Source organism: Nocardiopsis synnemataformans (assembly GCF_965343085.1).
Classification (GTDB): Bacteria; Actinomycetota; Actinomycetes; order Streptosporangiales; family Streptosporangiaceae; genus Nocardiopsis; species Nocardiopsis alborubida.
On record NZ_CBDRFA010000107.1, the window covers coordinates 1 to 26,339 of the forward strand.

Here is a 26,339-nt window from a genome sequence, read left to right on the forward strand (position 1 = left end):
TGGGCGGTGGCGGTTCCCCCCCCCCCGCCCTTCACCCCGAGGAGCACCATGGCCGAGAGCGGCGTCGTGGTCGTCGACAAGCCCGCCGACTGGACCTCGCACGACGTGGTCGCCAGGACGCGCGGTCTCGCGCGCACCCGCAGGGTCGGCCACGCGGGCACCCTGGACCCGATGGCCACCGGTGTCCTGGTGCTGGGCATCGAGAAGGGCACCAAGCTCCTGGGCCACCTGACCCTGACCGAGAAGGTCTACGAGGCCACGATCCGCCTCGGCCTGACGACCAGCACCGACGACGCCGAGGGCGAGCCCCTCGTGCGCACGGACGCCTCCGGGGTCCGCGAGGAGGCCGTGCGCGCCGCCGTGGACAGGCTCACGGGGCAGATCCAGCAGGTTCCGCCCCAGGTCAGCGCGATCAAGGTGGACGGCAAGCGCGCCTACAAGTCGGCACGTGAGGGCAAGGAGGTGGCCCTCAAGGCCCGCACGGTCACCGTCGCGGAGTTCACGGTCACCGACGTGCGCCGGATCCCCGAGGCCGACGGGGGGTTCGTGGACGTGGACGCCGTCGTCACCTGCTCCAGCGGCACCTACATCCGTTCGCTGGCCCGCGACATGGGCGCCGACCTGGGCGTGGGCGGGCACCTGACGGCGCTGCGGCGCACCAGGGTGGGCCCCTACGACCTGTCCCGGGCGCGCACGCTGGACGAGCTGGCCGAGGAGTTCACGCAGGTCCCGCTCGCCGAGGCCGTCGCCGCGGCCTTCCCGGCGCGCGCCCTGAGCGAGGAAGAGGAGCAGCGGATCCGGCACGGCAACCGGATCGACCCGGACGGGTCCGGGCACGGCCCGGTCGGCCTCTTCGCCCCGGACGGCCGCGTCGTCGCCCTGGGGGAGAACCGCCGGGACCACATGAAGCCCGTGGTGGTCTTCGAACCCGCCTGACCCCGCGCGGACCCGTCCGGTCAGGCGGTTCCGAGGAACCGGGCGAGGGCCGCGGTCAGCTCGCCGGGGCGCTCCACGGACGGCAGGTGGCCGGTGTCGGGCATCTCCAGCAGCCTCGCCCCGGGCACGCCCTCGGCGTACAGGTCCGCGACCTCCCGCACCTGCGCGATCTCCGACAGCCCCTTCACCACCAGCGTCGGCACGGCGATCTCGCCCAGACGGTCGTTGGCGGGCCGCTCCGGCCAGCGGGTGCTGCGGACCGGCCCGGACCACTCGCGGGCGAACAGCTCGCGCAGCATGAGCAGCACCAGGTCCCAGGCCTCCGGCGAGACGTCCTCTGGCACCCGCCCGGGGCCCAGCACCATGAACCGGGCCTGGGCCTCGGCCATCGCCGCGACGTCCCCGGGGTCGGGATCGGCGCGTCCCGCCCGGTACACCTCCAGGCGCTCGTGGGGGACGGCGCCCAGCACCATCTTGCGCGCCTCGCGTACGAAGACCTCCGGCCACTCGTGCCCCGACATCCCCGGGCACACCAGGGCCAGGGCCTCCACCCGCTCCGGGGCGGCCAGCGCCGTGTCCGCGCAGTAGGCGCCGCCGTAGGAGGCGCCGACCAGGGTCGCCCGGTCGATCTCCAGGGCGTCCATCAAGGCCAGCAGGTCCTCGTGGTGGTCGGTGGGGCCCTCGTGGTCGGCCGAGCCGCCGTGGCCGCGCCAGTCGTAGCGGACCACCCGGTGGGTCTTCGCGAACTCGGTGAACTGGTGGTCCCACATGCGCCGGTCGGCCACACCGGCGTGCACGAAAACGATCGCGGGACCGGAACCGGCCTCGTCGTACGCCAGTCGGGTCGTACCCGTGTCGATCATCGCCATCGGTGCACGGTAACCGCCCCGCGGACGTGTGCCAACCCGGTCCCGCCGCGGGCGGAGCGGCCGGGCGCGCGCACCGGCCTCAGCCGCGGCGGTGCCCGGCGTCCTCCAGTTCCTCCCGGACGACGCGGCTTCTCCCGGCCACCACGCAAAGAGAACGAGCTGTCGTGAATTGTGTACAACCAACGATGTCGTTGGCTAGAATTCAAGCCATGACGACGCTTCCGCTGGCCGAGGCCAGAAACAACCTGTCCAAGATCGTCGACGAGGTGGAGAGAACCCACGACGCGATCACCATCACCCGCAACGGTCGGCCCAGCGCTGTGGTGATCTCCGTGGACGACTACGAGTCGATGACGGAGACATTCGCCCTTCTGGACAGTCCGGAAGAGCAGGCGAGCCTGGCTCAGGCGAAGGAGGAGTACGAACGCGGAGACGTGGTCACCGGTGACGAGATGGCCGAGCTCATGCGCGAACGGACGCGCCGGGAGACGGGGACGTGAGCGAGCAGTACGAGATCGTCCTGACCCGTACCGCGCGTCGTGCCTTGTGCGAGACGTTGCCTGACAAGGTGGCGACGGCAGCATGGGAGCTGATCCGGGGAGACCTCAGAGAGAACCCTCGGAGGGTGGGGAAAAGGCTCAACCCTCCCTACGGTCAGGACTGGGTCGCCCGCCGTGCCACCTACAGAATCCGGTTCGGCATAGACGACGACAAGAACGTCATCGTCATCTATGACATCCGAGGCCGGGCTGACGCCTACCACTACTCGGGAAGGCGCTGACCTTCGAGAGCTCCTGAGGTGGTGGCCCGACGTGTGCCGGGCCACACACCCCTTGTGTCGGTGGGGGACCCGCGGACGTGGCACCCTTGGTTCGTGCGGAACCCGGACACGCTGGGCGTGGCGGGGTCCGCGCGGACCACGAGGAGCGACGAGCAGGGGAGCCGGACGTGCGGCGATGGGACGGGCTGGAGGGCGTTCCCTCCGGGTGGGGGCGCTCCGTGGTGGCGGTCGGCGTGTTCGACGGGGTGCACCGTGGCCACCAGGCCATCCTGGAGAGCGCGGTCGGGCACGGGCGCGAGCTCGGCCTCCCGGTGGCCGTGGTGACCTTCGACCCCCACCCCCAGACGGTGCTGCGCGGTACCACACCGCCGGTGCTCACGCCCCTGGAGCGGCGGGTGGAGCTGCTGGCCGGGTACGGCGCCGACGCCGTGTGCGTCCTGCCCTTCACCAAGGACCTGTCCTCCCTGACCCCGGAGGAGTTCGTCCAGCGCGTCCTGGTCGACCGCCTGCACGCCGCGGCCGTGGTCGTGGGCGAGGACTTCCGCTTCGGCCACCGCGCCACGGGCGACGTCGCCGCGCTGGCCACGCTGGGCGCCGAGTACGGCTTCACCGCCGACGGGGTCGCGCTGGTCGCGGACGGCGACACCATCACCTCCACGCGCGTGCGCGGGCTGCTCGCCGAGGGCGACGTGGCCGGGGCCGCCGAGCTGCTGGGCCGCCCGCACCGGGTCGGGGGCGAGGTCGTGCACGGCGCCGCGCGCGGCCGCGAGCTGCTGGGCTTCCCCACCGCCAACATGGACCTGCTCCCCGACACCGCCGTCCCCGGCGACGGCGTCTACGCGGGCTGGCTCCACCGCTCCGAGCCCGCCCCCGGGCAGGAGTCGCGCTGGCCCGCCGCCATCTCCGTGGGCAGCAACCCCACGTTCGACGGTGCCGAGCGCACGGTGGAGGCCTACGCCCTGGACCGCGACGACCTGGACCTGTACGGACTGCGCATGACGGTGGACTTCACGGTGCACATCCGAGGTCAGGAGCGCTTCGACAGTATCGACGAGCTGATCGTCGCCATGCGCCGCGACGTCGACCGCTGCCGCGAGGTCCTGCGCGCCGGTTAGGGGGCGGGGGAGACCCGACCCACGCCCGGCCACGGCCCGCCACCTCGCGGTCTGCGGTAAGGTGATCGTTGTCCACGTGTGCCCACGGCCGGTCGCCTCCGCGCGTACCGTCGCCGGGGGAGCGCGGCGCACCCACGCCGTCGGCGGCGGGCCGCGCACCACACGCGACGGTGACTGTTCGTACGCGCGGTCACCGCGTCTGATCCCGGTCACGCACCGGGTTCCACACCGCGTACCGACTTTCTAGCGAAGGAGCGTCGTGTCGATCGACACCGCCACCAAAGAGAAGATCATCGCCGAGTACGCCACCGGCGAGGGTGACACCGGTTCCCCCGAGGTCCAGGTCGCGCTGCTCACCCACCGCATCACCGAGCTGACCGAGCACCTCAAGGTGCACAAGCACGACCACCACAGCCGCCGGGGCCTGCTGCTGATGGTCGGCCGTCGCAAGCGTCTGCTCAATTACGTGGCCAAGCAGGACATCACCCGCTACCGCTCGCTGATCGGGCGCCTGGGTCTGCGTCGCTAGGAGCGTCTTCGGCGGCGCCCTCGGCGCTCGCTTCGCTCCGCCCCGTTCGGGGCGCCGCGGTACCGGGTTCTCCGCCCGTGCCCGGCCCGTTCCTCGCTGGCGGCCCGGCTCGTGCGATCCGGTGCGCCCCGAACCGGCGGGAGTGGCTTCGGCGGCTCCCGCTTTGTTAGTAAGGTGTGACGCGACGGTGGTCACACACCACCGTCCACCCTAATTCCACAGTGAGAACCACCCGCTCCCCACCCCGGAACAGAGTCGGGGCCGGTCCTCGGTAGTGGTCCCCGGACATTCCCGCGAGGGTATGCCGTGGGCTTCGATCGATGACCGGCCGTCATCAACTCCGGGGCACGGACGCGGGAAGAGAACCACCAGCGCCGGCACATCTTCCGTGCCCGGCGCCACGAACGCGAACACGTGTAGTAGGAGGTCGCCCATGGAGGGCGTGTACTCGGCCGAAGCCGTCATCGACAACGGCTCCTTCGGCACCCGCACCATCCGCTTCGAGACCGGTCGCCTGGCCCGCCAGGCCGCCGGATCGGCCACGGTGTACCTGGACGACGAGACCGTCGTCCTGTCCGCCACCACCGCCTCGAAGCGCCCCAAGGACAACCTCGACTTCTTCCCCCTGACGGTGGACGTCGAGGAGCGCATGTACGCCGCGGGCCGCATCCCCGGTTCCTTCTTCCGGCGTGAGGGCCGTCCCTCCGAGGACGCCATCCTCACCTGCCGCCTGATCGACCGGCCGCTGCGCCCGTCGTTCCGCAAGGGCCTGCGCAACGAGATCCAGATCGTCGAGACGATCCTGGCCCTGCACCCCGAGCACCTGTACGACGTCGTCGCCATCAACGCGGCCTCGATGTCCACCCAGATCTCGGGGATCCCCTTCTCCGGCCCGATCGGCGGCGTGCGCGTCGCCCTCATCGACGGCCAGTGGGTGGGCTTCCCGACCCACGCCGAGCTGGAGAACGCCACCTTCGACATGGTGGTCGCCGGTCGCGTCCTGGAGGACGGCGACGTCGCCATCATGATGGTGGAGGCCGAGTCCACGGTCCGCACCCTCAAGCTGGTCGCCGAGGGGGCCGTCGGCCCCAACGAGCAGACCGTCGCCGAGGGCCTGGAGGCCGCCAAGCCCTTCATCAAGGTCCTGTGCAAGGCCCAGCAGGCCGTCGCCGACCAGGCCAGCCGCGAGCAGGGCGAGTTCCCGATCTTCCTCGACTACGAGGACGACGCGTACGCCGCCGTCGAGGGCGCCGTCCGTGAGGAGCTGTCCAAGGCGCTCACCATCGCGGACAAGCAGGACCGCGAGAGCGAGCTGGACCGCGTCAAGGCCTCGGCCGCCGAGAAGCTCGCCGAGGACTTCGAGGGCCGCGAGAAGGAGGTCGGCGCCGCCTTCCGCTCCCTGAGCAAGCAGCTCATGCGCGAGCGCGTGCTGCGCGACGGGATCCGCATCGACGGCCGCGGGCCCAAGGACATCCGTCAGCTGAGCGCCGAGGTCGGCATCCTGCCGCGGGTGCACGGCTCGGCCCTCTTCGAGCGCGGCGAGACCCAGATCATGGGTGTCACCACGCTCAACATGCTGCGCATGGAGCAGATGGTTGACACGCTCAACCCGGACAAGACCAAGCGCTACATGCACAACTACAACTTCCCGCCCTACTCCACCGGTGAGACCGGCCGGGTGGGTTCGCCCAAGCGGCGCGAGATCGGGCACGGCGCCCTCGCCGAGCGCGCCCTGCTCCCGGTCCTGCCCGCCCGCGAGGAGTTCCCCTACGCCATCCGGCAGGTGTCGGAGGCCCTGGGCTCCAACGGCTCCACCTCGATGGGTTCGGTCTGCGCCTCCACCATGTCCCTGATGGCGGCCGGCGTGCCCCTCAAGGAGATGGTGTCGGGCATCGCCATGGGCCTGATCAGCGAGGGCGACGAGTTCGTCACCCTCACCGACATCCTGGGCGCCGAGGACGCGTTCGGCGACATGGACTTCAAGGTCGCCGGTACCCGTGACCTCATCACGGCCCTTCAGCTGGACACCAAGCTCGACGGCATCCCCGCCGAGCAGCTGGCGCTCGCGCTCCAGCAGGCCCGCGGCGCCCGCCTGGCCATCCTCGACGTCATGCAGGAGGCCATCGAGCGTCCGGCCGAGATGAGCCCGAACGCTCCGCGCATCCTCACCGTCAAGGTTCCGGTGGAGAAGATCGGCGAGGTCATCGGCCCCAAGGGCAAGATGATCAACTCGATCCAGGACGACACCGGCGCCGAGATCACCATCGAGGACGACGGCACGATCTACATCGGCGCCACCGACGGCCCCTCCGCCGAGGCCGCGCGGGACACGATCAACCAGATCGCCAACCCGACGATGCCCGAGGTCGGCGACCGCTACCTGGGCACCGTCGTCAAGACGACCACGTTCGGCGCGTTCGTGTCGCTGCTGCCCGGCAAGGACGGCCTGCTGCACATCTCGCAGATCCGCAAGCTGCACGGCGGCAAGCGGATCGAGAACCTCGACGACGTGATCAGCATCGGCGAGAAGATCCAGGTCGAGATCCGCGAGATCGACGACCGCGGCAAGCTGTCGCTGGCCCCGGTCGAGGTCGTGGAGGCCGAGGCGGCCCAGGCCGCCCCGGCGGCTCCCGCGGCCGAGGACGAGGACTCCTCGGCCGAGGACGACGGCGATGACAGGAACGGCGGGGACGCCCCGCGCCGTCGCCGCCGCCGCAGCTCGGGCGGGCGCTCGGAGAACACCTGATCCTGACCGACGCCGGGGCGGTCGCACCTTGGGTGCGGCCGCCCCGGCGCGTATCCTCGGCCGGAACCGCCGGGTGGACCGGCCGCCGACGTCCCGACGAAGAAGAAGGATCCATGAGCTCTGTCCCCATCGCCGCCGAGCAGGAGCCGGGCACGACCGTGACGCTGCTGGAGCCGGACGGCGGTACCGGACTGGTGCGCCGCACGGTGCTGCCCGGCGGCCTGCGCGTGGTCACCGAGGCCGTGCCGGGCGTGCGCTCCGCCGCGTTCGGGATCTCGGCGACCACGGGTTCCCGTGACGAGGACTCCGCGCACGCGGGTTCGGCGCACTTCCTGGAGCACCTGCTGTTCAAGGGGACCAAGGAGCGCTCGGCGCTGGAGATCTCCGCGCTGCTGGACGGTGTGGGCGCCGACCACAACGCCTACACCACCAAGGAGCACACCTGCTACTACGCGAAGGTGCTCGACCGCGACCTGCCGCTGGCCGTCGACGTCGTCGGTGACATGGTGGCCAACTCGGTGCTCGACGAGGGCGAGGTGGAGACCGAGCGGGGCGTGATCCTGGAGGAGATCGCCATGTACGAGGACGAGCCCGCCGACCTGGTGGACGACGTCTTCGCGGCGCACTTCTTCGGCGACACGCCGCTGGGCCGACCGATCCTGGGCACCACCGACACCATCGAGGCGCTCTCCCGCGACCGCATCGCCGAGCAGTACCGCGACGCCTACGTGCCCGGTGAGCTGATCGTGACCGCCGCGGGCAGCCTGGACCACGACCGGGTGGTGGAGCAGGTCCGCAGGCTGTTCGCCGAGCACTCGGCCGCCGCGGGGGACGCCCGCCCCGCGCGCCCCCGCATCGGCGGCCCTCCGGTCGCCACCCACGGCGGCACGGTGGTGCAGCCGCGCGAGACCGAGCAGGCGCACATCATCCTGGGGTCGGAGGGGCTGCGACGCACCGACCCGCGGTGGTACGCGCTGCGGCTGCTCAGCGCCGCCCTGGGCGGCGGGATGTCCTCCCGCCTGTTCCAGGAGGTGCGCGAGAAGCGCGGCCTGGCCTACGCGGTGCACGCCTACAACGCCGACTACGCCGACACCGGCAGCTTCCAGATCTACGCGGGCTGCCTGCCGGAGAAGGCCGACGAGGTCATCGGGGTGTGCCGCGAGGAACTGGCGAAGGTGGCCGCCTCGGGCATCACCGAGGAGGAGCTGACCCGCGCCAAGGGCCAGATCCAGGGATCGCTGGTGCTGGGCAGCGAGGGCACCAACGCGCGGATGGGGCGGCTGCTCTCGCACGAGCTGCACCGGCCCGGCCACTACTCGATCGACGAGAGCCTGGCGCTGTTCGACGCGGTGACCGGCGCGGAGGTGGCCGAGGTGGCCGCCGACCTGCTGTCGCGGCCGCGCGCGCTGGCTGTGATCGGCCCCTACGCGGCCGACAGGGTCTTCTGACCGGCTGACCGGCTGACCGGCTGACCGGAGATGTTGCCGGTGTGACGCATGGGGTTTTGACCTGCGTCTTGGCGAGGTTGGACGTTCGAGGCTCGCTATAGGTACAAGATCACGGTGTGTGGGACGGGCCTGTGGGCCCTCCCCGGTCACCGCGCTCCGGAAGCCCTCTCATCCGAGGCCCCGGGCCGCCCGCGCACGCGGAGCGGCCCGGGGCCTCGGCGCGTTCCGCCCTCAGGCGGTGAGCCCGCGCACCAGATCGCCGCGGGCCCGGGCGACCCGCGAGCGGATCGTGCCCACGGGCACGTCCATCAGCCGGGCGGCCTCGGCGTAGGACAGGCCCTCCACCTGGGTGAGGACGAACGCCTGCCGCCGCTCGGCCGCGAGGCCGTCCAGCAGGCAGAGCAGGGCCACGTGCTCGTCGAACCGGACGGTCCGGGCGGGCAGCAGGTCCCAGTCGGCGGGGTGCACGCAGTCGGGGCGGGCCGCGTCGCGGCGGTAGCGGTCGGCGACGGTGTTGCGGGCGATGGCCAGCAGCCAGGTCCGCGCCGGGGCGCGCCCGGCGAACCGCGGCAGGCCGCGCAGGGCCCGCAGGTAGGTCTCCTGGCTGAGCTCCTCGACGCGATCGGGGTGGACCCTGCGGGCGATGTAGCGGGCGACGTCGGGGCGGGTGCGCCGGACGAACGCGTCGAGCGCGGCGGCCGAGCCCTCGCGTGCGGCGAGCGCCAGCCGGTCGAGTTCGCCGTCCCGTTCACGGTGGCGCTCGTCCGCGTGCGGGGACTCCTCCGAACGGGTTGGCCCCTCCGGGCCGGTTGGTTCCTCCGGGCGAGCGGACTCCTCTGAGCGGGTGGGCTTCTGCGGGCGAGCGGGTCCCTCCGCGCGGGTGGGCCTCTCCCGGTGTGTGGGCTCCTCCGCTTCGCCCGGCGCGGGCGACCGTTGCGGGTCGGTGCGGTGGTCGCGCCACGAGCGGCGCGCCGGGCGGTCGGGGTGGGAGCGGCGCGCCCGTGTCGGACGCTGTTCCTGGAAGACGGTGTCGGTGGGCATCGGTGCTCCGGGGTCCGGCGTGCACCAGCGGCCCGGCGGCCGGTGGCCTCGGGCGGTGGTGCGCGCGGTGACGGGAGCGTGCGCGGCCGGTCCCCGGCAGGGGGACCGGACCCGGGCACGCGGGGACCGGACGCGCCTCCGGACGCCCGCGCGGGACGCGGCGGTGCGGAGGTCGCGGCGGGGAGGTGCTGACCCGGACACCCGTGTCCGCTCGGGCGGAGCCGAGGCCGCGCGGCCGGTCCCCCCGTGGGCACGGCGCGGCGCGAGGACAGCTCAGGGCTGGTCCTCGCGGACGTCACCGTCGCGGTGGGAGGCGGCCCGGGAGCGCGGGCGCGGGGTAGGGCTCGGGTCAGCGACCCGGGGCGTGTTCGTGGACGCCGACCGCCGCGCGGCGGTGCGGGTGCCGGTCGAACACGGCCTGCGCCGCGGGCGGTCCCCTCAGAACCAGGCTGTGCCGGAGGTAGGGCGCGGCCGGGGCGGGTGTCTCGCGCTCGGGAAGCGGGGCCGAGGGCACCCGCTCGGGTACCAGCCGCGGGACCGCGAGCACCAGGACGGGCAGCAGCGCGGCGGCGGCCAGGCGCAGGTAGGCGAAGAGCGCCGCCTCGCCCTGGCGCAGCCACCAGGCGCACACGGCGCCCGCCACGAGGTGGGCGACGAGCATCTCGGCGCCGCCCGAGGCGGCCTCCACGGAAGCGGGATCGGCCGCGTGGGCGCCGTGGGCGCCGTGGGCGCCCGCCGCCTGGGCCATGGAGAACACCAGGTGCAGAGCCAGCTGGCCCCACGCCATCCATCCGGCGATCGCGCCGAGTCCGCGTTCGCGGCCGGTCGCGGCCCAGGCGGAGGCGTAGACCAGGGCGGCGCCGACGAGCAGCCCGCCCAGCGGGACGGCGTGCTCGGAGGACAGCGCGTGGCCGCCCACGGACACGGCGGAGCACACCGAGGCGAACACCCCGGCGCGGGCCGCGCGCAGGGGTGGCCGCTCCGTCATGGGTTCATCGTCGCACCCGTTCCGGGGCCCCGCCCAGGGGGGTGGGTCGACCCGCGGACCGTGTTCGCGGGAGGAGGCGCTCCCTCCCCTCGTGCGGTCCCGGCGGTCGGATCCGGCCGCCGGGGCCGAAGCCTCATCCCTCCAGCAGGGCCTGCCCCACGTACCCTCCCTCCGCGCAGCCCGGCGGGACGGCGAACACCGCCGAGCCCACGGCGGTCACCCACTCGTTGAGCAGGTCCAACTCGTCCAGGCGCCGCTGGATGGGCACGAACTGGCGCAGCGGGTCGGCCTGGAAGGAGGCGAACAGCAGCCCCGCCTCCTCACCGCCGGAGCCGCGCTCGTCGTAGTTGTAGGCGCGCCGGAAGATCCGCTGGTCCGGGTCGTCGGTGCGGGCCCGCCGGATGTGGGCGAAGTTCGCGATGACGGTCAGCCCGGAGCCGTCCGTGGCCTCCAGGTCCGCCTCGTCGTGCTCCTCGGCACCGGTCAGCGGCGCGCCGTTGTCCAGGCGGCGGCCGATGACCGCCTCCCGGGCGGGCCGGTCCAGCTCGTCCCAGGTGTCCAGGTGGGTGGCGATGCGGCGCAGCACCAGGCCCGTGCCTCCCCTGAGCCACCGCGGTGGGTCTCCGCCCCACACCAGACGGTCGAAGTCCCCGGTTCCCGGCGCGGGGTTGACGGTCCCGTCCACCTGCCCCATCAGGTTGCGCATGCTGGTGCCCTCGGGCTGGGAGCCGTGGGCCCGGCGGAACCCGCTCTGTGTCCACCGCACCCGTGCGAAGGCCCGTGCGTCCTTGAGCATCATCCGCACCGCGTGGGAGACGGTCACGGGGTCGTCCGCGCAGACCTGGAGCAGCAGGTCCGCCTCGCCCCAGGCCGGGTCGAGCCGGTCGCGCCCGAACCCGGGCAGGGGCCCCAGCCAGTCCGGCACCGCGTCGGGGTCCACCCGTTCCACCAGCCCCCGCCCGAACCCGAACGTGGTGGTGAGCCGGGCCGGAACCCGGGCGAGCTCGGGTTCGGTGTCGGCCAGGGCGGGCTCGCCCCGGGACAGGCGGGCCGCGTCGTCACTGAGCAGCCGCAGGAGCCGACCGACCGCGTCCGCGTCGGTCGCCGGTTCGAGGTCCAGCGCGACGAAGGTGCCGTGCGTCTGCGGCGGGGTCTCCACGCCCGCCTGCCGCACGCCGTGGAACGGCACGGTCAGCGTGCCGTTGAGCGGGGGAGCCACGGGGGCCGCCGCCGGTTCCGCGGCCCACCGGTGGGCGAGCGCGCCCCCGGCCGCGCCGACACCGGCGGCCGCGCCGCCCAGGAGCAGCCCTCTGCGGCTGAGCCGGGCCTCGCCGCCCATCAGTGGTCCCCGTGCCCTTCGTCGCCGTGCGCCTGGTCGCCCTCGCCCCCGGCGTCCTCTTCCTCGGCGTCGTGCTCCCCGTCACCGTGCCCCCCGCCGTGGCCGCCCTCCGCGTCGCCCCCGTACTCCTCGTTGGCCCCGGCGTAGTCCTTGACCGCGGCGGTGAACTCGGTGGTGGAGCCGTCGGAGAACTCCACGGTGACGGTCGCCTCGGCTCCCGGCTGGAGGTCCTCGGCCAGCTCCATGAGCATGATGTGGTCGCCGCCGGGCTCCAGGGTGGCGCTGCCCCCGGCGGGGATGGGGAACCCGCCCTCCTTCTCGCGCATGGTGCCGTCGGTCCCCTCGGAGACGACCTCGTGCAGTTCGACCATCCCGGCCGCGTCGTAGCTGGCCGAGACGACGGTGATCTCCTCGTCGGAGCCGTTGGCCAGCACACCGAAGACGCCGGTCATCCCCTCCTCGGCGGTGACGGCCTTGATCCAGGGGTCGGTCACGGAGAAGGCGTCGGCGGCGGTCTCCGCGCTGTCGGCGGCCTCCTCCACCGGGGCGGCGCCGCCCTCCGCGGCCCCGCCGCAGGCGGTGAGGGTGAGGCCGAGGCAGAGCAGTGAGGCGGCCCATGCGGTACGGCTGGTGCGGATGCGGTCCATGTTCCCTCCGGGGGTACGAGCCGCGTTCTCGCGGCCGTTCCCCCTACGGGTCGGATCGCGAGGCCGTCCGGTTCCCGGCACCTGTGGGTGCCCCGCGCCACATCCGGCCCGCGGACGCCGAAGAGGCGGGCCCGGCCGCGCCGGACCCGCCCCGTCGGCGGTGTCTAGGACCTCTTCGGCGACCGCTTGCGGATGGTGATGCGCCGGGGCCCGCGGGCGTTGGCGGCGCCGTGCACCACCACTTCCAGCAGCCCCTCGCCGTAGCTGGCCTCGATGTCCTCCTCGTCCACCGCCTCCGGGAGACTGATCTCCCTGCGGAACGTGCCCATGAACCGCTCGGAGGAGTAGTAGACGACGTCGTCCCCGTCCCGGCGGCGCTCGCCGCTGATGGTGAGGATCCCGTTGTTGAGGCTCACGGACACGTCCTGCTCCTGGACCCCGGGGACCTCGCAGCGGACGACCAGGTCGTTGCCTCGGGCGAGGATGTCGGTGGGCGGGCTCCACGCGTCGGCGTGCCCGCGCTCGCGCTCACCGGCGTTGCCGGTCTCCATCGAGGACATGCTGTCGGAGATGCGGTTCATCTCGGTGATCATGTCCACCACACCGTGGAAGGGGTTGTGGAACTTCTTCGGCGCCACGGCCGCCTCCTTTCCTCGTGCTGACGGGAACTACGGAAACTGGTCGCGCGCCTGCTTCTCCGGGGAGCGGTCGGACCTGGGGCGGTCCTCGGCGCGCTGCTCCCTCGGGCTTCCGGGTTTGGGTTCCTCCGACAGGGCCTTGAGCAGGCCCCACACCATGAGGATCAGGATGATCGCGAAGGGCAGCCCGGTGACCACCGACGCGGCCTGGAGCGCCGACAGCGCGTTCTCCCCGCCCAGCACCAGCAGGATCAGGGTGACCGCGCCCTCGCTGATCGCCCAGAAGGCGCGCTGGGCCTTGACCGGCTTGAGGCTCCCGCCGCTGGCGAGCGTGTCCACCACCAGGGAGCCGGAGTCGGAGGAGGTGATGAAGAAGACCGCCACCACGATGATCAGCAGGACGGAGATCACGCCGCCGATGAGCGGTCCCCCGGGCAGCAGCTCCAGCAGGCGGAAGGACCGGTCCTCCTCGCTCAGCGCGCTCAGGCCGGCGTTCCCGAACAGCTCGTAGTACAGGCCGGAGCCGCCGAACACCCCGAACCACAGGATGGACACGGCGACGGGGGCGAACAGCGCCCCGATGACGAACTCGCGGATGGTGCGGCCGTAGGAGATCCGGGCCAGGAAGATGCCGACGAACGGCGCCCAGGAGATCCACCAGCCCCAGTAGAAGATGGGCCACGCGGTGGTCCATGCCGCCGCCGTCTCGTCGATGAGCGGGCTCGGGAAGGCCAGACTCCACTCGACGATGTTGCTCAGGTACTCGCCCGCGCCCGTGGTCATGATGCTGGCGATCCACAGCTTGGGGCCCAGTGCGAAGACGACCACCAGCAGCAGGAAGGCCAGCCACAGGTTGATCATCGACAGGCGGCGGATGCCCTTGTCGATGCCCGAGAGCACGCTGAGCAGTGCGATCGCGGTGATGAGGATGATGATGACCGACTGCACGGTGGCGTTCGAGGGGATGCCGAAGACGTGGTTGAGCCCGCCGTTGATCTGGAGGGTGCCCAGGCCCAGCGAGGTGGCCAGGCCGAAGATGGTGCCGAAGATGGCGAGGATGTCCACCACGTTGCCCGGCCAGCCGAAGGCCCGGTCGCCCAGGAGGGGGTAGAGCGCCGAGGCGGGGCGCAGGGGGAGGCCCTTGCGGAAGGCGAAGTAGCCCAGTGACAGGCCGAGCGCGATGTAGACGGCCCAGGGGTGGAAGCTCCAGTGGAAGTAGCTCAGGGCCAGGGCCTCGCTCGCGGCCTCGGGCGGGGGCGGCTCACCCTCGGGGGTGACGAACTCGGCCGAGCGCGGTGAGGTCAGGTGGTGGATGGGCTCCGACACCCCCCAGAACACCAGGCCGATGCCCATGCCGGTGGTGAACAGCATGGCGAACCAGGCCAGCGTCCCGAACTCGGGCCGGGAGTCGGCCGGGCCCAGACGGATCTTCCCGAACCGGCTCAGCATGAGGAAGACCGCCAGCCCGAGGAAGAAGGTGGTGGACAGGACGTAGACCCAGCCCAGCTTCTCCCCGATCCAGTCGCGCGTGACGGTGGCCGCGTCGAGCATCGGCTCGGTGGCGACGATGCCGACGACGACGAAGGCGAGGATCACGACCCCGGAAACCCCGAAGACCGTGGGGTTGGTGTGTTCTCGGATGTACTCGCGTAGGGATGAGATGCTGGCTCCTTCCCAGCCCCGGAGGATCGCTGTCCCTGGTCGGGGGATGAGGGACCGGTGCGGGCACCGGCCCACGGACATGTCCCGTGGGATGGTAGGTGCCAGGAGCCGTTTCGTGAAGCAACCGCACAACTGTGGAGTGTTGGCTTACGAGCGGCGAAATAGCTTTTGCGGTGCTACGGGACCTGACCGGGCACATGACGGCATATGTCCGCACGTATCGGGGTAGGAGTGGTCACCCTCGCTCCGCTCGACCTCTGCGGGTTCCATGCTCACGGCTCCGACCGGCGTCCCTCCGGCCTCACGGCTCCGTCTTCGCGGACAGCCGGTCCAGGGTCGTGCCGATCCGGTCCAGCCAGTCCGTGATCGTGGCCAGCTCCTCCAGCGAGTAGTCGGCGTGCGCGGCCGTCATCGCCTCGCGCATCCCGGGCGCGGTGGAGGGGCCCAGGCGCGCGGCGTCGCCGGTCAGCCGGACGGCGACCTTGCGCCGGTCCTCGGGGTGGCGGGTGCGCTCGGCCAGGCCGTGCGCCTCCAGGCGGTCGATCACCCCGGTCACCGAACCGGTGGACAGGCACAGGCTGTCGGCGATCTCGCCCGGTGTCATGGAACCGCCCACGCGCAGCAGCGTGTAGCACTGGAAGTCGGTCGGGTTCATCCCCGAGCGCTCCGCCATCCGGTGCAGCAGGCGGATGAGCCGTACGGCGAGTCGCTGCCCGTCGGTCTGCAACGCGTCGTAGAGTTCGGCCCGCGACCTGGCCTCGGAATCCGCGGTCCCGGACCCTCCGAAGTCGGGGGGAGAGGATGCGGCCGACGCGGTGTCCATGGTTCCTCTCTCGCGTTCGTGGCCGGTGGCTCCGGCCGTTCCTGGAAGTCTAAGCGCCACCGGGACGCGCACACCCTCTCCGGGAGGCGTACACCCCTCCACCAGCGAAGGGTTTGCCCCTCGCGGAGGGGGAAGTAGTTCGGTTGCCAAGATTCATGGAAACCGAGTTGCACTGTCCGGATGCTACCCGGGGAGGACACCGTCAATCCCATCCTGAACACCCACAGGCACCCGCACCCGCACCCGCCGGACGCCGGAGTCGCCGACGAGCGCGCGGCCCTGGAGGAGTCGCTCAAGGACTACCTGGAGCGCAGGCTCCGCGACTCGGAGGACCTCGACGGAGAGTTCGGCCGGGACCTGGCCGGGGCCACCGTCCGCTTCACCCTGGACGGCGGCAAGCGGATGCGGCCCCTGCTCGCCTGGTGGGGGTGGATCGCGGGCGGAGGCGCCCCCTCGGGGGAGACGGCCCGTGCCGCCCGCCAGGCCTGCGCCGCGGTCGAACTCGTCCAGACCTGCGCGCTCGTCCACGACGACGTCATGGACGGCTCGCCTACCCGCCGGGGCCGCCCCTCGGTGCACGCCGCGCACGCCCTCGAACACGAACGGGACGGCCACGTCGGCGATCCCCGCCGGTACGGGGAGGCGCTGGCCGTCCTCGTGGGCGACCTCGCCCTGGTCTGGGCCGACGACATGCTCAACGAGGCCCTGCCGGGCGTGCCCGAACCCGTCCGGGCACGGGCCGTGTGGCGGGACCTGCGCACCGAGATCATGGCCGGGCAGTTCCTCGACGTGCGCGCCCAGGCGCGCCGGGAGCGCTCGGAGGAGGCCGCCCTGCGCGTGGACATGCTCAAGACCGCCTCCTACAGCGTCGAACGCCCCCTGCACCTGGGCGCGGCGATGGCCGGGGCCGACCCGGCGGCGGTGCGGGCCCTGCGCGGCTACGGCAGGGACGTGGGCATCGCCTTCCAGCTCAGGGACGACCTGCTCGGCGTCTACGGGGACAGCTCCCGGACCGGCAAACCCGTGGGCGAGGACATCCGCGAGGGCAAGTGCACGCTGCTGCTCGTGACCGGCACCCGCCTGGCGCGCGAGCGCGGGGACGACGCCGCGCTGCGGCTGCTCGACCGCATCGGCCTCCCCGACGAGGACGTGGACCCCGCGGAGGCGGCCGACGCGCTGGACCGCCTCGGCGCACGCGACCTGGTCGGCGCCAGGTGCCGTGAGCTCGCCGAACAGGGGCGGGCGCGCCTGGAGGGGCTCGACGCGCCCGCGCACGTGCTGGAGGGACTGGGCGGCCTGGCCTCCCGGATCGCGCGTGACCGTGTGTGACCCGTCAGGCGGAGAAGGCGTCCGCGACACCGGAGAGGAGCACCACCGTGCCTGAGGACAACCCCGAGCCGCCGGCGCCGCCCCGGGCCGGACCCGGGCCGCGCGGGCGCGGCCCCGTGGTCGTCGTGGGCGCCGGGCTGTCCGGTCTGGCCTGTGCCCTGCACCTGCTGGGCGCGGGGCGCGAGGTCACCGTGGTCGAGCGCGAGGAGCACCCGGGCGGGCGCGCGGGACGGCTCGACCTGGACGGCTTCCAGATCGACACCGGTCCCACCGTGCTCACCATGCCCGAACTCCTGGACGAGGCCCTGGGCGCGGTCGGCGAGACCGTGGCCGACCGGCTGGACCTGGTGCCGCTCAGCCCCGCCTACCGCGCCTCCTTCGCCGACGGCTCGGTGATCGACGTGCACACCGAGCGCGAGGCGATGGCCGCCGAGGTCGCCAGGGTGGCCGGGCAGCGCGAGGCCGACGGCTACCTGCGGCTGCGCGACTGGCTCACCCGGCTGTACCGGGTGGAGATGCGCTCGTTCATCGACGCCCGGTTCCGCTCCCCGCTGGACCTGGTCCGCCCCGACCTGTTCCGGCTCGCCGCGATGGGCGGCTTCGGCAGGCTGGCCCCGGCCGTGGGCCGCCACGTCCGCGACGAGCGGCTGCGCCGGATCTTCTCCTTCCAGTCGCTGTACGCGGGGGTGGCGCCGGAGAGCGCCCTGGCGGCCTACGCCGTCATCGCCTACATGGACACCGTCGCCGGGGTGTACTTCCCCAGAGGAGGGATGCGCGCCCTGGGCGACGCCCTCGCGGGAGCGGTCGCCAAGGCCGGGGGGACCGTCCGCTACGGGCAGGAGGTCGTGCGCCTGGAACGCGCGGGCGACCGCGTCAGCGCCGTCGTCACCGGGGACGGGGAGCGCCTGGCCTGCGACCAGGTGGTGCTCACCGCGGACCTGCCCGCCGCCCACCGGCTGCTCGGCCACACGCCCCGGCGCCCCGTGGCCACGCGCTACTCGCCCTCGGCGGTCGTGCTGCACCTGGGCACCGACCGCACCTGGGAGCGGCTGGGACACCACACCATCTCCTTCGGCGCCGCGTGGAAGCGCACCTTCACCGAGATCATCCGCGAGGGCCGCACCATGAGCGACCCCTCCCTGCTGGTCACCCAGCCCACCCTCACCGACCCGTCGCTGGCCCCGGAGGGGCGCCACCTGCTGTACGTGCTCGCCCCGGCGCCCAACCTGGCCGCGGGCCGCGTCGACTGGGACCGCGAGGGGCCGCGCTACCGGGACCGCCTGGTCGGGGTCCTGGAGGAGCGCGGACTGGACGGGCTGGACGCCTCCGTGCGGATCGAGCACCTGGTCACCCCGGCGGACTGGGCGCGGCAGGGGCTCGCGCACGGCACGCCGTTCTCGCTGTCGCACACCTTCGCCCAGACGGGGCCGTTCCGTCCGCGCAACACCGTCCCCGGCACATCCAACGCCGTCCTGGCCGGATGCGGGACCACACCGGGGGTCGGCCTGCCGACCGTGCTGATCTCGGGGAAGCTCGCCGCGGCAGAGGTGGTCCGCAGAACCGGAGGAGGCCGATGAGCGCGGGAACCGCGGAACTCGACGCCGCCGGGATCACCGGCGAGCCGCTGCGGGAGGCCTACCTCAGGTGCCGGGCCCTGCACGCCCGCCACGGGCGCACCTACTACACGGCCACGCGGGTGCTGCCGCCCGAGCACCGGCCCGGGGTGCACGCCCTGTACGGCTTCGCGCGGTGGGTGGACGACATCGTCGACGAGCCGCCGCCGGGCGCCACGGTGGCGGACCAGGCCGCCCGCCTGGACGTCATCGACGCCGACCTGGCCCGGGTCCTGGGCGGGGAATCCGCGCGGGACCCCGAGGCGGCGACCGTGCTGTCCGCCCTGGCGCACACGATCCACCGGTACGCGCTGCCGCACGCCTACTTCACCGCGTTCATGGCCTCCATGCGCATGGACCTGACCGTGACCGGCTACCGCGACCTGGAGCACCTGCGCGAGTACATGTACGGCTCGGCCGCGGTGATCGGCCTTCAGGTGCTGCCGGTCCTGGGGACGGTGGCCCCGCGCGAGGAGGCGGCCCCGCACGCCGCCGCGCTGGGCGAGGCGTTCCAGCTGACCAACTTCCTGCGGGACGTGTCCGAGGACCTGCGGCGCGGCCGCGTCTACCTGCCGGAGGAGGCCCTGGCCGCGCACGGCGTGGACCGTGAGCTGCTGGAGCAGTGCGCGCGGGCCAGGGAGCCGCACCCGCGCGTGCGGGAGGCCCTCGCCGACCTGGTGGAGGTCAACCAGGGCTTCTACCGGCGGGCCGAACCGGGCATCGCGATGCTCTCCCCCGTGGCGCGTCCGTGTGTCGCCACCGCCTTCCGGCTCTACCGCGCGATCCTGGACGAGGTGCGTGCGGCCGACTACGACGTGTGGAGCGTCCGGCACCGCGTCTCGGACACCCGCAAGGCGGCCGCCGCCGTACCCGCCCTCGCGCGGTCGCTGATCGCGCGCTCCCTGCGCGGCCGGGTGCCGCGCCCGCGGACCGGCTGAGGACGCGCGGTCCGTCCCCGCCCCCTCGACCGACGTACCTGGAGGACCCCGTGACACTGCCCGACCCGCGACCGCGGCGGCTTCCCCTGCGCCGCATGCCCGCCACCACGTGGAACACGCAGGAGCCGACCTGGCGGGAGGGCTCGCCCTCCGTCATCGGGTCGGCGCTCAAACGCGCGCTCGCCCGGCCGGCGGGGAACTGGTTCGTGCTGGCCGCGAGCACCGAGGTCCGCGCGGACCGGCCGTTCGGGCGCGTCGTGGCCGGAACCGAGCTGGTGGCCTGGCGCACCCCGGACGGGACCGCGCACGCGGGGCCGGGCGCCTGCCCGCACCTGGGCGCGCCGCTGTGCCGGGGCGCGGTGGACTCCGGGCGTCTGGTGTGCCGGTGGCACGGGCTGTCGCTGGGCAGCGGCGGCTTCCCCGGATGGGACCCCTACCCGGTGCACGACGACGGCGTCCTGGTGTGGGTGCGCCTGGACCGGGAGGGCGGGGAGGAGCCCCTGGACGCGCCGGTGGTCCCCGAGCGCCCCGCGCTGCCCGGGAGCCTGGTGGCGGTGGAGAGCCTGGCGGGGCGGTGCGAACCCGAGGACGTGGTGGCCAACCGGCTCGACCCCTGGCACGGCTCGTGGTTCCACCCCTACTCGTTCGTGGGACTGAAGGTGACCGAGGTGCCCAAGGGAGCCAATCCCGACCCGGACCGCATGGTCGTGGACGTGGGCTTCCGGGTGGCGGGCAGGTGGGGCGTGCCGGTGCGCGCGGAGTTCCGCTGCCCGGACCCGCGCACGGTGGTCATGCGCATCATCGAGGGCGAGGGCCTGGGCAGCGTGGTGGAGACGCACGCCACCCCGCTGGGCGTGGACGGCAAGGGAGTGCCCCGCACGGCGGTCATCGAGGCGACCGTGGCCAGTTCGGAGCGGATCGGCTTCCTGCTGGCCCGCAGGGTGGCGGGGCCGGTGGTGCGCCCCGTGATGCGGATGGCCGCCCGGCGCCTGTGGAAGGACGACCTGGACTACGCGGAGCGCCGGTACCTGCTCAGGAGCACCGGCCGCTGGCCCGGTTGAGCCCCGGCAGGTGGTCCCCCTCGCGGGAGTTCCCGCCCGAAGGACCAGTGTTCTGCTGTAACGGCCCGTCCGGGACTGGCTGACGGGCTGGCCGAAAACGTTGCTGGTGCGAGTTCAGGAGATTCCACCCGTACTCGTGGCGCGTCCCGGGCGCCGGACCTCGACACAAGTACACGACCGCGCTGCCCGGCACCGGGCAGGTGGGCCATTGCGGTCAGCGCGCCAGGCGGCGATCCCTTCTGGCGGATTGCCAGCACCGGCGCGTCGGGATGATGATGAGGACCAGGCGGAGTTTCGAGCCCGACGGCGTCCGGCCAGCCACCGACCCCGCGGTCCGGTCCGCGGAGGAACCACACGCCGACCAGGGCCGCGCACCCGCCTTCGCGCGGACGCGCGGTAGGACGAGTTGGCCGAGGAGCCCTCATGACCGCACCCCAGACCACCCCAGTGACCGGGCCCACCATCACCCACCCGATCACCGTCGGCAGCCCGGAGTTCCTCGCCGCCCCGCACGCGCACTACGCGTGGCTGCGCGAGAACGCCCCGGTCTACCGCGGGCGCATGGCGTACATGGGTGAGCAGGACGTGTGGCTGATCTCCCGTTACGCCGACTGCCGGGAGCTGCTGAGCGACGCACGGTTCCAGCGCTCGCCGGAAGGCCGTGGCCCGGCGATGATCGCGCAGATGCCGGACTCGGTCCGTGAGCCCATGCGGCTGCTCACGACCTCCAGCATGATCATGATGGACGACCCCGGACACCGGCGACTGCGCGGGCTGGTGGTCAAGCCGTTCACACCCAAGGCGATCGCCCGGCTCGGCGACCGGGTCGGCGACCTCGCCAACAGCCTGCTCGACGAGCTCGAACCCTCCGGTCGGACCGAGCTGCGCGAGCAGTTCGCGCTGCCGATCCCGGCCACGGTGATCAACGAGATGGTCGGGGTGCCGCACGAGGACCGCGACCGGTTCGGCCAGGGCATGAAGGCCCTCATCACCGGTATGGCCGAGATCGGCCAGGCCAACTGGGTCCGGGAGGTGAACGCACTGACCGGATTCGTCCGCGAGCTGATCGACCGCAAGCGGTCCGACCCGGGCGCCGATATCCTGACCGGGCTGATCCAGGCCGAGGAACAGGGCGACCGCCTCTCCGACGACGAGCTCGTCGCGATGGTGTTCTTGCTGGTCACCGCTGGCTACGAGACCACCTACAACCTCATCACCAGCGCGGTGGTCACCCTGCTGGACCATCCGCGCCAGCTCGCGCGGCTACGGGACGCGCCGGAGGACGAGGCCCTGTGGCGCGGCGCGGTCGAGGAGATCCTGCGCTACGGCAGTCCGCTCGGGGGGACCAAACCGGTCACCACCGTTGAGGACGTCACCTGGCACGGCACCACGATCCCGGCCGGGTCGTCGGTCATCCCGCTGCTGGGCGCGGCCGACCGCGATCCGGAGGCCTTCGACGCACCGGAGGTCTTCGACATCGGCCGTCACCCGAACAACCACCTGGGCTTCGGCCACGGCGTGCACTTCTGCCTGGGGGCGAATCTCGCCCGCATGGAGACCCGGGTCGCGCTGGGCACGCTGTTCGGGCGCAACCCGAACCTGCGGCTGGCCGTCGACCGTTCCGAGCTCGAATTCGAGCCCCTGCCGTTCTGGACCCGCTACCGTGAGCTCCCCGTCCACCTCGGCTGATCCGTCCGAGGGCGCGCCGCCACCCGGAGGGGCACCGACGACGGCGGTCCGGGTGGCTCGATCGCACCCCGGCCGCCCGTCGCCCCTCACCACCGCCCCCGGCTCCGGGCCCCCACGGACACCGGGCTACCTCTGCCGTGAGCCGGTGAACCTCCTCGGCCACCGTGCTAGCGGGACCGCCGGGACCAGCGGGCGAGCGCACGCAACGGCGCCGACCGCCCCTGCCGGGGCACGGTCCACACCGTGTGCCCCGGCCGCCCCCACCGCGACAGCAGGGCGTTGGCCGCGAGCAGGCCGCTGGTGGCGGCGCGTTCCATGAGGGCCACGGGCAGATCGGTGCGCACGTGGTCGCCCGCGACCGTCACGAACGGGTCGGGCGTGGTCACCCCGCACCGGTCCCGGTGGCTGCCGGGGGCGAACAGCGGACAGTCCGCGCGCAGTTCGTGCCGTGCGTCCACCGCGCGGGCCCCGCGCAGCTCCGGGTAGACGGACTCGGCCTGCTCCCGGAGCCGTTGCCGCTCGTACCCGGGGTGGCACCCCTCCTCCAGCGCGTAGGCGTGCAGCTCCACCACCGACCCGCCGGTGCGCAGGGCCCACTCGCGGGCCTCGTCCTCGTAGCGCTCCAGCACGCTGATGTTGTCCAGGGTGGGGTAGCCCGCCGTGCCCAGGAAGGCGGGACGGTGCGGGCGCACGGGCCGGTCCAGCCAGTAGCGCGACACCAGGAACGGGGGAGCCGTGCGCACCCGGGCCATCCGGTCGCGCCAGGCCACCCCGCCTGGCTCCAGAGTGCCCAGCTCCGACCCGCCCAGCTCCGGTGTGCCCAGCTCCGGCGAGGCCGCCACCAGGTCGCGGGTTCCGGCGGGGTCGGCGGCGAGCACCACGGCGTCCGCGTCCTCCTCGAAGGCCCCGCCCTCGTGTGTGCGCCCGCGCAGCGCGAACCGGCGCTCCCGTCCCCGGAGCCCCTCTTCTCGGTGCTCCCGGCCCCGGCCCACCTCCTCGACCCGCACGCCGGTCCGCAGCCGGACCCCGCGCTTGGCCAGGTAGCGCTCCAGGGGGTCCCACAGGGCCTGCGGGAACGGCGAGCCCGGCACGTCGAACACCAGGCCCTCGGACGAACCGAGGAAGTACACGTGGAACATCAGCGCGAGTTCGGCGGCCGACAGCACGCCGGGGTCGGCGAAGAAGCTGCGGGTGAACACCTCGAAGGCCAGGTGCCGCGCCGTGGGCGGGAAGCGCACCGCGTCCAGCAGGTCGCGGGCGCTGAGGTGGTCGAGCCGCTCGTACACGCCGGGCACGTCCACGTCGAGCAGTTGCAGGGCCGCGGGCACGTTGACCCGCGCCAGGTCGCGCGGGGGGAAGCTCGGGCTGGTCACCGCCAGGACGGCCGCGTTCCACGGCGGGGTCGCGGGCAGCCCCGAGAAGCGGTCGCGCGGCCCGTCCCTGTGCACCAGCGGGTAGTCGGTGAGCGGGACCAGCGCGCCGAGTCCGGGGTCGCCGCGGCGCAGCAGGGCGCGCAGGTTGTAGTACTGCCGGAAGAACGCGTGGAACCCGCGGGTCATGGTCGCGGGCGAGCCGTCGGAGAGCGTCGTGGCCCAGCCGCGCAGCCGCCCCCCGAGCGAGGGCTCGCGCTCCAACACCGTCACGTCCACGTCCCGCTCGGCCAGTGCGCAGGCCGCCGCCAGTCCGGCGATGCCGCCGCCGACCACGACGGCGCGGGGCCTCCCGTCGGTCGCGGGGCCGGTCGGCGGCGCGGGCGGGACCGCCTCGGCCAGGGGGTCGCGGGCGCCGGGGGGACGGCCGGACCCGTTGGAGAGGACGCGTGCTCCGGGGCGTCCGTCGCCGTCAGCGCTCATCGGCGCGGCCCTTCCGGAGAGCCGTTCGGAACGCCTTTCGGAGCGTCGTCCAGAGCGCCGCTCGAAGCGCCGTTCGGGCGCCGTCCCACGAAGGTGTGCGTGACACCGTACTGCCAGCCCGGCAGCGGCGCGCTGGCCACCGACTCCAGGCCCGCGCGGCGCATCCGCTCCAGCAGCGCGGTGCGGCCGTCGAACTCCAGAACGCTGCGCCACAGGTAGCGGAACAGGTCCGCGCGGCCGGTCAGCGCCTTGCCCGCCGGGATCACCACCCCCCAGCACACCGCCGACCACACCGCCCGGGCCGACACCGAGTCGGCCACGGAGTACTCGTGCAGGACGATCCGGCCGCCGGGTCTCAGCAGTGCGCGCACGGACGCGAGCAGGGCGTCGGGGTCGGGGCAGTTGCGGATGAGGTAGGCGCCGAACACCGCGTCCACCGGTCCCCCCAGGTACCTCCGGGCCCACTCGGGGGTCAGGTCCTCGGCCCTGGCCTGGTGGAAGGAGACCGAGTCCGGCCACTGCTTGGCGCGGGCCGCCTCCAGCATCCCGGGCGAGGCGTCCACGCCCGCGACCCGGGCCCGGGGCAGGGCGCGCAGCAGGGCGGCGGTGGAGGCGCCCGTGCCGCACCCGAGGTCGAGCAGGCGCAGCCCCGTGCCGTCCCAGGGCAGGCCCAGCCGCCTGGCGGAGACGCGCAGGTGCGCGTGGTAGCCGGGGTTGGCGGCCACGAGCCGGTCGTAGGCTCCGGCGGCGTGGTCGAACTCGTCGGTGACCGCGCCGTCCTTCATGGCGTGCGTCGTGGTGTCCACGTTCTCCTCCCGGGGGGTGTTCGCGTGCGGGCGCGGCCATCCCCGTGCATGCTGGGGGCATGGCCGACTACGACGTGGCGATCATCGGCGGGGGAGCCGCTGGGCTCACCCTGACCCACCAGCTCCGCGGGGTCAATGACCGACGTGGCCGACCGCTGCGGGTCGCCCTCGTGGAACCGCCCCCGGGGCCGCACACCCCTCCGCCGCGCACCTGGTGCTTCTGGGAGCCCGACGGCGGGCCGTGGGACCACCTGCTGACCGCCCGCTGGTCGGACCTGTCCGTGGTGGGGCCGGACGGGGCCTCCCACGCCTCCTCGGCGGCGCCCTACGTCTACAAGATGCTGCGGTCGGCCGACGTGGACGCGCACGTGCGCGCCTCGGCCGGTGAACACGTGGACCAGCTCCCGCTGCTGGTCACCGGGGTCGGCGACGGCGCCGGGCACGCCGTGGTGTGGGGCACCGGTCCGGGCGGAGCGGACCGGGAGCTGACCGCCTCGTGGGTGTTCGACTCGCGTCCGCCCCGGCCCGCCCCGCGCGGGCGCACGCACCTGCTCCAGCACTTCCGCGGCTGGTTCGTGCGCACGCCCGACGATGTCTTCGACCCTTCCTCGGCCGTGCTCATGGACCTGCGCCCTCCCCAGCCCGCCAACGGCGTGGCCTTCGGTTACGTGCTGCCGCTGTCGCCGCGCGAGGCGCTGGTGGAGTACACCGAGTTCGGCCGCGAGGCGCTCACGACCCCCGAGTACGAGCGCGCGCTCAAGGACTACTGCGGCCTGCTGGGGCTGGGGGACGTGGAGGTGACCGCGGCCGAGCAGGGAGTCATCCCGATGACCGACGCGCGGTTCCGGCCCCGCGCGGGACGGCGCGTGTTCCGGGTGGGGACGGCTGGCGGCGCCACCCGGCCCTCGACCGGGTACACGTTCAGCGGTGTGGGTCGCCAGACGGCCGCCGTGGCGCGGGCGCTGGTCCGGGGGCGGGTCCCGGTGCCGCCGGTGCCCCACCGGCGCCGCCACCTGGCGATGGACGCGGTCATGCTGCGGGCCCTGGACACGGGTCGGGTGCGGGGAGCGGAGTTCTTCGCCGGATTGTTCGCGGCCAACCGCCTCGGGGACGTGCTGGCCTTCCTGGACGGGGGCTCGCGCCTGTCCCGGGAGCTGGCGATGGGCCTGAGCACGCCGGTCGCGGCCATGTCGCTGACCAGTCTGGACCAGGCGTGGCACTACGCGCTGCGCGGGGGCGTGGGGAGAAGCGGGGCCGGGGCCTGACGCCGGTCTCCCGGACGCCGGGAGCGGAGCGCGTGGCGCGGACGGGCGCGTGCCCGGTGGGCGCCGCCCGCCGCGCGGCGGAGCGTGTGCCCGCCGAAGACGTCCTACAGGGGGTCTCCCGGCAGCTCCGCGTAGGCGGCGGAGAACTTGCGCACCAGCGCGGCCTGGGGGGGGGGGGGGGGGGGGGGGGGGGGGGGGGGGGGGGGGGGGGGGGGGGGGGGGG

At 73.5% G+C, this 26,339-nt stretch carries 23 protein-coding genes; 13 read left to right on the forward strand and 10 right to left on the reverse strand.

What is annotated here, in order from left to right:
* Positions 1–48: 48 nt before the first annotated feature.
* Positions 49–936: a tRNA pseudouridine(55) synthase TruB gene (gene truB / locus ACSIH6_RS36330; protein ID WP_435112883.1), complete on the forward strand. Its 888-nt coding sequence runs from the start codon at positions 49–51 to the stop codon at positions 934–936.
* A 20-nt stretch (positions 937–956) separates the two neighbouring features.
* Here the strand turns inward: truB and ACSIH6_RS36335 are convergent, their stop codons facing one another.
* Positions 957–1,805, reverse strand: a complete 849-nt coding sequence (locus tag ACSIH6_RS36335; RefSeq protein ID WP_435112851.1) for an alpha/beta fold hydrolase — start codon at positions 1,803–1,805, stop codon at positions 957–959.
* Positions 1,806–2,014: 209 nt separating this feature from the next.
* On the opposite strand from ACSIH6_RS36335, the gene ACSIH6_RS36340 reads away from it, so the two are divergent.
* The 6 genes from ACSIH6_RS36340 to ACSIH6_RS36365 all read left to right on the forward strand — a co-directional run bounded on the left by ACSIH6_RS36340 (position 2,015) and on the right by ACSIH6_RS36365 (position 8,424).
* Positions 2,015–2,305: a type II toxin-antitoxin system Phd/YefM family antitoxin gene (locus tag ACSIH6_RS36340; protein WP_435112852.1), complete on the forward strand. Its 291-nt coding sequence runs from the start codon at positions 2,015–2,017 to the stop codon at positions 2,303–2,305.
* Positions 2,302–2,586 (forward strand): type II toxin-antitoxin system RelE family toxin, encoded by a 285-nt coding sequence (locus ACSIH6_RS36345; protein WP_435112853.1) that lies wholly within the window; start codon positions 2,302–2,304, stop codon positions 2,584–2,586. Before ACSIH6_RS36340 ends, ACSIH6_RS36345 begins: the two co-directional genes overlap by 4 nt.
* A gap of 167 nt (positions 2,587–2,753) precedes the next feature.
* Positions 2,754–3,701 carry a bifunctional riboflavin kinase/FAD synthetase gene (locus tag ACSIH6_RS36350; RefSeq protein ID WP_435112854.1) on the forward strand — a complete coding sequence of 316 codons (948 nt, stop codon included), beginning with the start codon at positions 2,754–2,756 and terminating at the stop codon, positions 3,699–3,701.
* 259 nt (positions 3,702–3,960) lie between these two features.
* Entirely contained in the window at positions 3,961–4,230 is a 270-nt protein-coding gene (gene rpsO / locus ACSIH6_RS36355) for a 30S ribosomal protein S15 (RefSeq protein ID WP_435112855.1), read from the forward strand.
* 433 nt (positions 4,231–4,663) lie between these two features.
* The gene (locus ACSIH6_RS36360) at positions 4,664–6,976 is read left to right on the forward strand and encodes a polyribonucleotide nucleotidyltransferase (protein WP_435112856.1); all 2,313 of its coding nucleotides are present in this window, start codon (positions 4,664–4,666) and stop codon (positions 6,974–6,976) included.
* Between the two features lie 113 nt (positions 6,977–7,089).
* Positions 7,090–8,424: a M16 family metallopeptidase gene (locus ACSIH6_RS36365; protein ID WP_435112857.1), complete on the forward strand. Its 1,335-nt coding sequence runs from the start codon at positions 7,090–7,092 to the stop codon at positions 8,422–8,424.
* Between the two features lie 231 nt (positions 8,425–8,655).
* Here the strand turns inward: ACSIH6_RS36365 and ACSIH6_RS36370 are convergent, their stop codons facing one another.
* The 7 genes from ACSIH6_RS36370 to ACSIH6_RS36400 all read right to left on the reverse strand — a co-directional run bounded on the left by ACSIH6_RS36370 (position 8,656) and on the right by ACSIH6_RS36400 (position 15,562).
* Positions 8,656–9,465 carry a sigma-70 family RNA polymerase sigma factor gene (locus ACSIH6_RS36370; RefSeq protein WP_435112858.1) on the reverse strand — a complete coding sequence of 270 codons (810 nt, stop codon included), beginning with the start codon at positions 9,463–9,465 and terminating at the stop codon, positions 8,656–8,658.
* 349 nt (positions 9,466–9,814) lie between these two features.
* On the reverse strand, positions 9,815–10,453 hold the full coding sequence (locus tag ACSIH6_RS36375; RefSeq protein ID WP_435112859.1) for a hypothetical protein: 639 nt from the start codon (positions 10,451–10,453) through the stop codon (positions 9,815–9,817).
* 133 nt (positions 10,454–10,586) lie between these two features.
* Complete coding sequence (locus tag ACSIH6_RS36380) at positions 10,587–11,792, reverse strand: Dyp-type peroxidase (protein ID WP_435112860.1); 1,206 nt, start codon at positions 11,790–11,792, stop codon at positions 10,587–10,589.
* The gene (locus ACSIH6_RS36385; RefSeq protein ID WP_435112862.1) at positions 11,792–12,439 is read right to left on the reverse strand and encodes a copper chaperone PCu(A)C; all 648 of its coding nucleotides are present in this window, start codon (positions 12,437–12,439) and stop codon (positions 11,792–11,794) included. Before ACSIH6_RS36385 ends, ACSIH6_RS36380 begins: the two co-directional genes overlap by 1 nt.
* Before the next feature lie 164 nt (positions 12,440–12,603).
* Entirely contained in the window at positions 12,604–13,077 is a 474-nt protein-coding gene (locus tag ACSIH6_RS36390) for an Hsp20/alpha crystallin family protein (protein WP_435112864.1), read from the reverse strand.
* A 30-nt stretch (positions 13,078–13,107) separates the two neighbouring features.
* On the reverse strand, positions 13,108–14,820 hold the full coding sequence (locus tag ACSIH6_RS36395; RefSeq protein WP_435112866.1) for a BCCT family transporter: 1,713 nt from the start codon (positions 14,818–14,820) through the stop codon (positions 13,108–13,110).
* A 220-nt stretch (positions 14,821–15,040) separates the two neighbouring features.
* Entirely contained in the window at positions 15,041–15,562 is a 522-nt protein-coding gene (locus ACSIH6_RS36400) for a MarR family winged helix-turn-helix transcriptional regulator (protein WP_150252171.1), read from the reverse strand.
* A gap of 180 nt (positions 15,563–15,742) precedes the next feature.
* On the opposite strand from ACSIH6_RS36400, the gene ACSIH6_RS36405 reads away from it, so the two are divergent.
* The 5 genes from ACSIH6_RS36405 to ACSIH6_RS36425 all read left to right on the forward strand — a co-directional run bounded on the left by ACSIH6_RS36405 (position 15,743) and on the right by ACSIH6_RS36425 (position 22,192).
* Complete coding sequence (locus ACSIH6_RS36405) at positions 15,743–16,891, forward strand: polyprenyl synthetase family protein (RefSeq protein ID WP_435112869.1); 1,149 nt, start codon at positions 15,743–15,745, stop codon at positions 16,889–16,891.
* Positions 16,892–17,007: 116 nt separating this feature from the next.
* Positions 17,008–18,468, forward strand: a complete 1,461-nt coding sequence (crtI, locus tag ACSIH6_RS36410; RefSeq protein WP_435112885.1) for a phytoene desaturase family protein — start codon at positions 17,008–17,010, stop codon at positions 18,466–18,468.
* The gene (locus tag ACSIH6_RS36415; RefSeq protein ID WP_435112871.1) at positions 18,465–19,442 is read left to right on the forward strand and encodes a phytoene/squalene synthase family protein; all 978 of its coding nucleotides are present in this window, start codon (positions 18,465–18,467) and stop codon (positions 19,440–19,442) included. Before crtI ends, ACSIH6_RS36415 begins: the two co-directional genes overlap by 4 nt.
* Before the next feature lie 50 nt (positions 19,443–19,492).
* The gene (locus ACSIH6_RS36420; RefSeq protein WP_435112873.1) at positions 19,493–20,503 is read left to right on the forward strand and encodes a DUF5914 domain-containing protein; all 1,011 of its coding nucleotides are present in this window, start codon (positions 19,493–19,495) and stop codon (positions 20,501–20,503) included.
* A gap of 423 nt (positions 20,504–20,926) precedes the next feature.
* Positions 20,927–22,192, forward strand: a complete 1,266-nt coding sequence (locus ACSIH6_RS36425; RefSeq protein WP_435112875.1) for a cytochrome P450 family protein — start codon at positions 20,927–20,929, stop codon at positions 22,190–22,192.
* Between the two features lie 167 nt (positions 22,193–22,359).
* On the opposite strand, the gene ACSIH6_RS36430 is transcribed toward ACSIH6_RS36425, so the two are convergent.
* Together ACSIH6_RS36430 and ACSIH6_RS36435 are read right to left on the reverse strand one after the other, a co-directional pair.
* Complete coding sequence (locus ACSIH6_RS36430) at positions 22,360–24,045, reverse strand: FAD-dependent oxidoreductase (protein WP_435112877.1); 1,686 nt, start codon at positions 24,043–24,045, stop codon at positions 22,360–22,362.
* Positions 24,042–24,851 (reverse strand): class I SAM-dependent methyltransferase, encoded by an 810-nt coding sequence (locus ACSIH6_RS36435; RefSeq protein ID WP_435112879.1) that lies wholly within the window; start codon positions 24,849–24,851, stop codon positions 24,042–24,044. Before ACSIH6_RS36435 ends, ACSIH6_RS36430 begins: the two co-directional genes overlap by 4 nt.
* Before the next feature lie 59 nt (positions 24,852–24,910).
* On the opposite strand from ACSIH6_RS36435, the gene ACSIH6_RS36440 reads away from it, so the two are divergent.
* Positions 24,911–26,116: a lycopene cyclase family protein gene (locus ACSIH6_RS36440; protein WP_435112881.1), complete on the forward strand. Its 1,206-nt coding sequence runs from the start codon at positions 24,911–24,913 to the stop codon at positions 26,114–26,116.
* The last annotated feature ends 223 nt before the right edge of the window (positions 26,117–26,339 follow it).

Excerpts from the sequence above, each read along its gene's own strand:
- ACSIH6_RS36340 (WP_435112852.1), top strand. The coding sequence starts at position 2,015 with ATGACGACGCTTCCGCTGGCCGAGGCCAGAAACAACCTGTCCAAGATC.
- ACSIH6_RS36440 (WP_435112881.1), top strand. The coding sequence starts at position 24,911 with ATGGCCGACTACGACGTGGCGATCATCGGCGGGGGAGCCGCTGGGCTC.
- ACSIH6_RS36380 (WP_435112860.1), bottom strand. The coding sequence starts at position 11,792 with ATGGGCGGCGAGGCCCGGCTCAGCCGCAGAGGGCTGCTCCTGGGCGGC.
- ACSIH6_RS36430 (WP_435112877.1), bottom strand. The coding sequence starts at position 24,045 with ATGAGCGCTGACGGCGACGGACGCCCCGGAGCACGCGTCCTCTCCAAC.
- ACSIH6_RS36400 (WP_150252171.1), bottom strand. The coding sequence starts at position 15,562 with ATGGACACCGCGTCGGCCGCATCCTCTCCCCCCGACTTCGGAGGGTCC.
- ACSIH6_RS36385 (WP_435112862.1), bottom strand. The coding sequence starts at position 12,439 with ATGGACCGCATCCGCACCAGCCGTACCGCATGGGCCGCCTCACTGCTC.
- ACSIH6_RS36395 (WP_435112866.1), bottom strand. The coding sequence starts at position 14,820 with ATGTCCGTGGGCCGGTGCCCGCACCGGTCCCTCATCCCCCGACCAGGG.
- ACSIH6_RS36370 (WP_435112858.1), bottom strand. The coding sequence starts at position 9,465 with ATGCCCACCGACACCGTCTTCCAGGAACAGCGTCCGACACGGGCGCGC.
- ACSIH6_RS36365 (WP_435112857.1), top strand. The coding sequence starts at position 7,090 with ATGAGCTCTGTCCCCATCGCCGCCGAGCAGGAGCCGGGCACGACCGTG.
- ACSIH6_RS36375 (WP_435112859.1), bottom strand. The coding sequence starts at position 10,453 with ATGACGGAGCGGCCACCCCTGCGCGCGGCCCGCGCCGGGGTGTTCGCC.
- truB (WP_435112883.1), top strand. The coding sequence starts at position 49 with ATGGCCGAGAGCGGCGTCGTGGTCGTCGACAAGCCCGCCGACTGGACC.
- ACSIH6_RS36405 (WP_435112869.1), top strand. The coding sequence starts at position 15,743 with ATGCTACCCGGGGAGGACACCGTCAATCCCATCCTGAACACCCACAGG.
- ACSIH6_RS36425 (WP_435112875.1), top strand. The coding sequence starts at position 20,927 with ATGACCGCACCCCAGACCACCCCAGTGACCGGGCCCACCATCACCCAC.
- ACSIH6_RS36335 (WP_435112851.1), bottom strand. The coding sequence starts at position 1,805 with ATGGCGATGATCGACACGGGTACGACCCGACTGGCGTACGACGAGGCC.
- ACSIH6_RS36415 (WP_435112871.1), top strand. The coding sequence starts at position 18,465 with ATGAGCGCGGGAACCGCGGAACTCGACGCCGCCGGGATCACCGGCGAG.
- ACSIH6_RS36360 (WP_435112856.1), top strand. The coding sequence starts at position 4,664 with ATGGAGGGCGTGTACTCGGCCGAAGCCGTCATCGACAACGGCTCCTTC.